The sequence below is a fragment of the Bradyrhizobium sp. genome, from assembly GCF_019242285.1.
Lineage (GTDB): Bacteria > Pseudomonadota > Alphaproteobacteria > Rhizobiales > Xanthobacteraceae > Bradyrhizobium.
Window position 1 is genome coordinate 1 of the sequence record NZ_JAFAVV010000734.1, and the last position, 8,323, is coordinate 8,323.

The 8,323-nt window shown below is 65.3% G+C and carries 9 protein-coding genes; 8 read left to right on the forward strand and 1 reads right to left on the reverse strand.

Translation table 11 applies throughout. The annotated features are described in order from the left end of the window. From JOY90_RS29720 to JOY90_RS29745, 6 genes are all read left to right on the forward strand, one after another. The coding region (locus tag JOY90_RS29720; protein ID WP_291694661.1) for an ABC transporter permease at window positions 1–311 on the forward strand (311 nt) is incomplete at its 5' end. A 14-nt stretch (window positions 312–325) separates the two neighbouring features. Continuing rightward, entirely contained in the window at window positions 326–1,192 is an 867-nt protein-coding gene (locus JOY90_RS29725) for an ABC transporter permease (protein ID WP_291694669.1), read from the forward strand. Next, window positions 1,189–2,196, forward strand: coding sequence for an ABC transporter ATP-binding protein (locus JOY90_RS29730; RefSeq protein ID WP_291694662.1), 1,008 nt, complete (start codon window positions 1,189–1,191; stop codon window positions 2,194–2,196). Before JOY90_RS29725 ends, JOY90_RS29730 begins: the two co-directional genes overlap by 4 nt. Continuing rightward, window positions 2,193–3,221 (forward strand): ABC transporter ATP-binding protein, encoded by a 1,029-nt coding sequence (locus tag JOY90_RS29735; protein ID WP_291694663.1) that lies wholly within the window; start codon window positions 2,193–2,195, stop codon window positions 3,219–3,221. Before JOY90_RS29730 ends, JOY90_RS29735 begins: the two co-directional genes overlap by 4 nt. Before the next feature lie 37 nt (window positions 3,222–3,258). Next, a complete protein-coding gene (locus tag JOY90_RS29740) occupies window positions 3,259–4,755 on the forward strand; it encodes an ABC transporter substrate-binding protein (RefSeq protein WP_291694664.1) in 1,497 nt (498 codons plus the stop codon). Between the two features lie 58 nt (window positions 4,756–4,813). Beyond that, a complete protein-coding gene (locus JOY90_RS29745) occupies window positions 4,814–5,278 on the forward strand; it encodes a hypothetical protein (RefSeq protein ID WP_291694665.1) in 465 nt (154 codons plus the stop codon). On the opposite strand, the gene JOY90_RS29750 is transcribed toward JOY90_RS29745, so the two are convergent. Continuing rightward, window positions 5,242–6,846 (reverse strand): hypothetical protein, encoded by a 1,605-nt coding sequence (locus tag JOY90_RS29750; protein WP_291694666.1) that lies wholly within the window; start codon window positions 6,844–6,846, stop codon window positions 5,242–5,244. The two genes, JOY90_RS29745 and JOY90_RS29750, sit on opposite strands and share 37 nt — an antisense overlap. Before the next feature lie 451 nt (window positions 6,847–7,297). On the opposite strand from JOY90_RS29750, the gene JOY90_RS29755 reads away from it, so the two are divergent. Together JOY90_RS29755 and JOY90_RS29760 are read left to right on the forward strand one after the other, a co-directional pair. Then, window positions 7,298–7,822, forward strand: coding sequence for a pyridoxamine 5'-phosphate oxidase family protein (locus JOY90_RS29755; protein WP_291694667.1), 525 nt, complete (start codon window positions 7,298–7,300; stop codon window positions 7,820–7,822). Between the two features lie 195 nt (window positions 7,823–8,017). After that, window positions 8,018–8,323 (forward strand): hypothetical protein (locus JOY90_RS29760; RefSeq protein ID WP_291694668.1); only part of this gene is annotated, 306 nt, incomplete at its 3' end.

Consider the following 8,323-nt stretch of genomic DNA (forward strand, 5'->3'; position numbering starts at 1 on the left):
GCACCGCGCGCGCCAAGGGCGTGTCGGAACGCGGCACGTTGTGGGGGCACGTGCTGCGCAATGCGCTGATCCCGGTCATCACCGTGATGGGGCTGCAGTTTTCCGAGCTGCTGGCCGGCACGATCGTCGTCGAGAGCGTGTTCTATCTCCCCGGGCTCGGCCGGCTGATCTTCCAGTCGATCTCGAACCGGGACCTGATCGTGGTGCGCAACTGCGTGATGCTGCTGGCGGCGATGGTGATAATAGTCAATTTCGCGGTCGACGTGCTCTATGCCCTGATCGACCCGCGCATCAAGGTGCACCAGTTGTGAGTGCGCTGGAGACCATGCCGGCCGCAGCGTTGCGGCCGCCGGTGGGCCGAGGTTTCTGGCATCGCGCATTGCGTCACCGCAGTTTTGTTATCGGCGGCGCGCTGGTCATGCTCGTGATCGGCGCCGCGCTGTTGTCGCTGGCATGGACGCCATGGTCGGCCACCGACATCGACATTGCCGGCAAGCTCAGGCCGCCTTCGGCCGCGCACTGGCTCGGCACCGACGTGTTCGGCCGCGACATCGTCTCGCAGCTCCTGGTCGGTGCCCGCGCCACCATCCTGGTCGGATTCATCGCGGTCGGCATCGGGCTGAGCTTCGGCGTCTGCCTCGGACTGGTCGCGGCGGCGTGCCGCGGCTGGACCGAGGAGCTGATCATGCGGATGAGCGATTTCACCTTCGCCTTTCCGGCCGTGCTGTCGGCGATCATGCTCGCCGCCGTGGCAGGTCCCGGCATGGTGACCTCGATCATCGCAATCGGCATCTTCCAGATCCCGGTGTTCGTGCGGGTGACGCGCGGATCGGCCAATGCGATCTGGGCCCGCGAATTCGTGCTGGCGGCCCGGGCCGCGGGCAAGGGCGGCTCTCGCATCACGCTCGAGCACGTAGTGCCGAACATCCTGTCGGTGCTGATCGTGCAGGCGACGATCCAGTTTGCGCTCGCGATCCTCGCCGAGGCCGCGCTGTCCTATCTCGGGCTCGGCACCCAGCCGCCGCAGCCCTCCTGGGGGCGCATGCTGAACGACGCGCAAAGCCTGCTGTTCCAGACGCCGAGCCTCGCCGTCTATCCCGGAGTCGCGATCGCGATCGCCGTGCTTGGCCTCAACCTGCTCGGCGACGGCTTGCGCGACCTGCTCGACCCCCGATTGGCCCGTGAGCGATGACGACGGCCACCCCTCTGATCGAGGTCGATAACCTCGCCGTGACGCTCAACACCAGCCGCGGTCCGGCGCCGGCGGTGCGTGGCGTCACCTTCTCGCTCGCGCGCGGCGAGACGCTGGGGCTGGTCGGCGAGTCCGGCTGCGGCAAGTCCATCACCGCGCTGGCGCTGATGGGCCTGTTGCCGGACGGCGCGGTGGTCGGCGGCGGCATCCGGCTCGACGGGCGCGAGCTGGTCGGATTGCCCGACGCTGACTATTGCAAGCTGCGCGGCAACCGCATCAGCATGATCTTCCAGGAGCCGATGACCGCGCTCAACCCGATGCACACGATCGGCCGCCAGGTTGCCGAGCCGCTGCGGCGCCACACCCGATGCTCGGTCGCGGAAGCGCGACGGCAGGCGATTGCGCTGCTCGACCGCGTCGGCCTTCCTGATGCCATCAGGCGCGTCGACGCCTATCCGCACCAGTTCTCCGGCGGCCAGCGCCAGCGCATCACCATCGCCATGGCGCTGGCCTGCCAGCCGGATCTCCTGATCGCCGACGAGCCGACCACCGCGCTCGACGTCACCATCCAGGGCCAGATTCTCGACCTGATCGCCGATCTCGTCGCCGAGCGCGGCATGGCGATGATCCTGATCTCGCATGATCTCGGCGTCATCGCCGAGAACGTGCGGCGCATGCTGGTGATGTATGGCGGCACCGTCGTCGAGAGCGGCACGACGAAATCCGTGTTCTCGCGCATGGGCCATCCCTACACCCAGGGCCTGTTCCGGGCGCGCCCGCGCCTCGGCGCCAGAAAGGGGACACGGCTGAAGACCATCGCCGGCACGGTGCCGGAGCTTGCCGATCTGCCTCTCGGCTGTGCCTTTTCCGGCCGCTGCCCGATCGTCGAAGACCGCTGCCGCGCAGCGCTGCCTGAAATGGTCGAGGTCGACGACGGGCATGATGTGCGCTGCCGGCGCACCGACGTCTCTCTGGCCGGCGCCGTCGCAGTGTTCGGCGCATGACCACGGCGGACCAGACCGCGGCGCCGCTGCTCGAGGTGAAAGACCTCGTGCAGCGCTACACCCTGCCGCGCGAAAACGTGCTGCGCTCGCCGGGACAGGTGCACGCGCTCAACGGCGTGAGCTTCGACATCATGCCGGGCCGAAGCCTCGGCGTGGTCGGCGAATCCGGTTCGGGCAAATCGACACTGGCGCGGCTCGTGATGGCGCTGGAGCGGCCGACGTCGGGCTCGGTCGCCCTCATCGGACGCGACCTCAACCGGCTGCGCGCCGGCGAGTTGCGGCGCGCCCGGCGCGATTTCCAGATGGTGTTCCAGGACCCTTACGGCTCGCTCGATCCGCGCCAGACCATCGCGCGCATCGTCGCCGAGCCGTTGGCGGCGCTGTCGCGCCTCGACCGCGCATCCTTGCGCGAGCGTGTCGCCATTGTGCTGCGGCAGGTCGGCTTGCGCGACGCCGCCATGGACAAATATCCGCATGAATTCTCCGGCGGCCAGCGCCAGCGCATCGCGATCGCGCGCGCGCTGATCACCCAGCCGAAGCTGATCGTTGCCGACGAGCCGGTCTCGGCGCTCGACGTCTCGGTCCAGGCGCAGGTGCTCAACCTGATGCAGGATCTGCAGGAGCAGTTCGGCCTGAGCTACATCCTGATCAGCCACGACCTCGCCGTCGTCGACTATCTCTGCGACGAGATCGCGGTGATGTATCTCGGGCGGATCATCGAGCAGGGTCGGCCGGAAACGCTGTTCGCGCGCTGCGCCCATCCCTACACGCGGGCGCTGCTGGAGGCCGTTCCGCGGGCCCATGCCGGCGCCGAACGCCGGCGGCGCGGCACACCGCCGGCCGCCTCGCAATCGGCGGGCGCTGCCGGATGCCCCTATGCTCCGCGCTGTCCGCTGGCCGAGCGGCGCTGCCATGAGACCGCGCCTGCACTGCGCGAAGTGGCGCCTGGGCATCTCACCGCCTGCCATTACGCCGAGGCCGTGATGGTCTTGCCGTCGCTGCGGTCTGTGGTAGAGGGCAATTAGTCCATTGAAGATCATTATTCGAAGAGGAAACCAGGGGATGTTCAAGAAGCTTTCCGTTCTCGCGAGCCTGGCCGCGGTCTTCGCGGCGCCGGCGCCGCTGCTGGCGCAGGGCAAGAAGGACAGCGTCGTGATGGCGATGGCGCTGGAGCCGCCCGGGCTCGATCCCACCATCGCGGCGGCGTCGGCGATCTCCGAGGTCACGCTCTACAACATCTATGAGCCGCTGACCAAGATCAACGAGGACGGCACGGCCTCGCCGCTGCTGGCCGAGAGCTGGGAAGCCTCGACGGATCTCAAGACCTATACCTTCAGGCTGCGCAAGGGTGTCAAATTCCAGAACGGCGAGCCGTTCGATTCGGCTGCGGTGAAGTTCACGTTCGACCGCGCGGCGGCGCAGGGAAGTACGAACAAGGACAAGGGCCTGTTCCAGGGCTTTGCGTCGGTGACCGCGCCCGATGCCGATACCGTCGTGGTCGCGCTGAAGAATGCCGAGCCGAATCTGCCGTTCCTGCTCGGGCAGGGCACGGGGGCGATCGTCGAGCCCAAGAGCGCCACCGGCGATGCGACCCAGCCGGTCGGCACCGGGCCGTATACGCTCGGCGCCTGGGCCAAGGGCTCATCGATCACGCTGAACAAGTGGGCCGATTACCGCAACGCCACGGCGATCAAGCTCAACAAGGTGACGATCCGATTCATCAGCGATCCTGCGGCCCAGGTCGCGGCGCTGCTGTCGGGCGACGTCGACGCGTTTCCGCGTGTCGCAGCGGCGCGCAGCCTCGCACAGTTCAAGTCCGACCCGCGCTTCACCGTGCTGATCGGCGGCTCCAAGGCCAAGACCATCGTCGCCATCAACAACAAGAAGAAGCCGTTCGACGATGTGCGGGTGCGCCGCGCCATTCTCGCCGCCATCGACCGCAAGGCGATGATCGACGGCGCGGTCGACGGTTTCGGCACGGCGATCGGCAGCTTCTACGTGCCGGGCTCGCTCGGCTATGTCGACACCACCGGCATCAACCCCTACGACACCGAGAAGGCCAAGAAGCTGCTCGCCGAAGCCGGCGTCGCGACGCCCCTCGAGGTCAGCCTGAAATTGCCGCCGCCGTCCTATGCGCGGCAGGGCGGCGAGATCCTGGCGGCACAGCTCGCCAAGGTCGGCATCAATGCCAAGATCGAGAACGTCGAATGGGCGCAGTGGCTGTCGCAGGTGTTCACTCCCTCCGGACCGCACAATTACGACCTCACCATCGTTGCCCACGTCGAGCCGTTCGATCTCGGCAAGCTGACCGAGGCCGACTACTATCTCGGCTACAACTCGCAGGCCTTCAACGATCTCTACAAGCAGATCGTGGCGACGCCCGGGGAGACCGATCGCGCGAAGCTGCTCGGCGACGCCCAGCGCATGCTGGCGACCGATGCGGTGGCCGGCTTCCTGTTCCAGCCGCAGCTCATCAGCATCTGCAGCAAGCGCCTCAAGGGCATGTGGAAGGAAGCTCCGCAGTTCGAGAACGATTTTTCGACCTGGTCGTGGGAGTAGCGACTTCAGCATTTCGGTTGATGTCGATCACCACGTCGGCGTCGCGCGTAGCGTTCCCGTGCCGGCATCCAGCCGGTTCGGGAATCGTTTGCGGGCGGACCGGCGGCTCGTCGCGAGCGGCAGCTATGCCATCCAGATCGCAGGCTCGATCGCATTCATCGTCGCGGGCGGCACGGGCCTGCCTTGGCTGCTGCTTGGCGTCGTCCTGTTCGGTCTCGGCAACGGCACCTTCCTGCCGCCCTTGATCGTCCAGGCCGGGTTCGAGGGCGAAGACGTGGGGCGCGTGGTCACCTTCATCGTTGCGATCGCGCAGGGCGCCTACGCCTTCGCGCCGGCCCGCGTTCGGTCTGTTGCGGGATGTTACGGGGTCCGCCGCAGGCTCCGCGCCGTTGCTGTTCGTGGTGGCCGCCGCGCTTCAGGGCCTCGCGACGGCAGCGTTCCTGGCCGGCCGGCGCTAATAACGTACCTGGTGCGGGCGGACGTTCGTCAGGCCAGCGCGGCAATGCCCATGGCTCGCCCGTAGCGGTGACTGCATTGAAGAAAATCACCGTACTTCCTGTGCACGGCGGTATGCTGCACGCACGCAAGCAGCAACCGATCGCGGTCGAAACCGCGGTTCTTCGCGTAGTCCTCGAGGAGGCACTGAGCGATCTCCTGGTTGTGCGGGTCGTTACCGAGGCGGCAGGCGGTCAGCGCCAATCGTTGCACCAGCGTCTGGCGGTCGCCGCTGCTCTCGAGATACAGCTTGGCCCAGGCCACGGCCTGGGGTCCATCGAGTGCAACGATGGCGGCCAAGGTGCGCTCCAGCAGTTGCAGTTCGCTCATTCGCCCGGCGCCGGCAGGAAGCTCAGCGACGCGGACCGTTCCATCGCCGATATTCTTCTGATGCCAGGCGTTGCGGTTGAGGAATGAGGCGGCCGAGTACAACAGCTTCAGCCGTTGCGGATGCGCGAAGGAATCATAGAACCAGCCGAGCGTGTTGCAGTATTCGTAGCAGTGTTGCGAAATGGAGAAGTTGAGGCTGTCCTGCGTTTCGAGCAGCACCTGTGCGGCGCCGATCTGCAAGACGTCCAGGATTTGGCGCGGCCCTTTGCCCGCGAGCAGCAGGGCGCTCAACTGCTCGAGATAGGCCGGCTCGTGCTGACGCAGCACGACTTCGAGGAACGCCTCCGCCTCGGCCGCGGTCAGCGGCTCGGAATTTGCGAGCAATGCCGCTTCCCCGGCCGTGGCGCCCGCGTAGGGGATTGCGGAGATTTTCTGCTGCTCGAGGTAATGGGTCACGCAGTTGCATGCCATCTCGTAGGTCGAATACCAGCGTGGACCGACAGCGATATCCAGCGCTCCGGCATAGAGCACCGCGTGGGCGTCGTCCCAGCCGATCGCCGTTCCCAATTCGACCGTGGCCCGCGCTCGATAGGACTTGTGGCCGGTCGTGTAGGAACGATTGAGGAAGGCACGGTCCTGCAAATCGATGAGGCCGGCGAACACCAGTTCCGCGAGGACCGCCTTGCGCTCCGGCTCGTTCTGCATCAGTCCGAGAAAGACCCGATAGGCTTCGAGTACGCGGCCGCGATGCACCAGCGTCATCCAGTGATCGAGGCGGTCGCGCAACGGCCCGTCGAGATGCTCCGGCTCCTGGTCCGGCCAGTGCACCACGGGCTTCGGCGGTGCGCCGTTCTGGGGCGCCATGCCGCGGGCGTAATGGCCGGGCGCCTTGTTGATCTTCTGGTTCCAGATGTCGAGACCGGTCGGAATGTACCAGATGGTCTGCGCCATCGGCAGTCCGGCCATCTCCGCAGGCAGCCACTTCGACAGGTGCAAGGTGGCACGGGCACTCAAAAGGCAATGGTCGTTGTTGACGAAGTTGACGAAACCGTCGTCGATCCGCTCGTGATAGGGAACGTGCGTGTAGGGACCATGGATGCGCACGGCCTCGCGCAACATCTCGGGAAGCGGACGACCGTCGCGCATCAGATCATAGTAGCACTCGCTGGCGCCGACCTGATCGCGAGCGAGGACGCGGTCCTCGAGTTTGTCGTAGAGAGCACGCGCGGACGCGCCCCGATCGTTCACAGCTTCGGCAAGCGACATCGCAACGACTCCCTGCTCGAGAATCCCTTACATCCGGTTCGCCAGAGATGAACTGCGTCAGACGTCATGATGTCACATCGGGAAAGGAAATGGGATAGCGCTTAAGCATATCTGTCGTTGTCCGTATGCCGGGCTTGAACCTCGGACTTGGCGAAGGCATGCGCCGATCTCCGAAGTTGGCGCCAGCCGAAGATCGCGATGGCAGCCGCGACGTCCGCCGCTGAGGGAAGGCCTGGAACTACAGACACGCGCGACGGCGCACCTGACCCACAGCGGACATCCTCTCGCACCCGCAACATTCCTTTGGCGAGAGGTCGACGCCGCCAGACGAAGCGTTGCCTATGGAAGCCAAGTAAGCACGACCGGCAATATCTAGGTATTGTTTCGTCGGCTGTTTTGATCTTCGATGTTGATCGCGGGCGGCATAAGCGCGAATTCGATGGAGGAAACGATGTCGGAAGGCTTCACAATAGCCAATTTTCGTAGTGTTGCTCACGGCTTGCAGGAGGGCCAGTTTGCGGTCGGCGAGCGCAAGAAGGCGTCGGGCCTGCGTGATCTCGATCCAAAGTACAAACGGTTGCTCGATGAGCCGGTCACTATGACTCTGGGTTTGATCGGTCCGGATGACCGGATCGGTCTCACGCCGATGTGGTTCGACTATGAGGGCGACAAGATCCTGGTAAACACCGCGTCGCATCGGCACAAGTGCGAATGGATCCGTAAGAATCCGCGCCTGACGATACTGCTGGTCAATCCCAACAATGCCTACCACTGGGTGCAGATAAAGTGCACCGTGGAGCAGGAGATGCGGGAGTGGGAGCCGGGCGGCGAATACGTCACCAAACAGCTCGACCGCATCTGGACCAAGTACACCGGCCAGCCTGGCCCCTACGCACTGCGCGATCCCGAGATCGATGAAAAGCGCGTCTTGTTTGTCTGCGGCATTGATCGGATTGCCACGTTCGGCGAACCGTGACCTGCGGCGCTGGAAAAGGACAAGACCGGGAGGATGCCGACGGCGAGCTCTACCATTGCCTCTCAGGCAATGGTCGCGCGGTGTTGCAGACTAACTTGCGATCATATGATCGTGCAGCGTTGTACTCGGACCGAATCTCATATTGGCTTTGCAGGCCCGCCGCTCTAGAATTGCGGCGATCGCAGGACGGGCGAAATGCAGTATGTTTGCGACGCGCCGAACGGTAAGACCTGGTTCCGTATCGAGACGGAAGGTGAGGCGGTGCATGAGTCGCGCCTCATGAGCCACACGGTCGAAAAATACTTCCGGCGCGAGCGGGAGAAGGCGGTCCAGTCCTGGCGTCCGGAGCGGCCTAACGCGATCGAGCGCGACATCGGCCTCGAGGCCCATGTACAGCGAGAGATGCCGCTTTTCCTCACGTTGCGCGACAGGGAGGGCAACGCACTGGCTACAGCGATGCTGCCACCGGGTGGCAAAGATCGCGGCGGGTTCCGGATCATC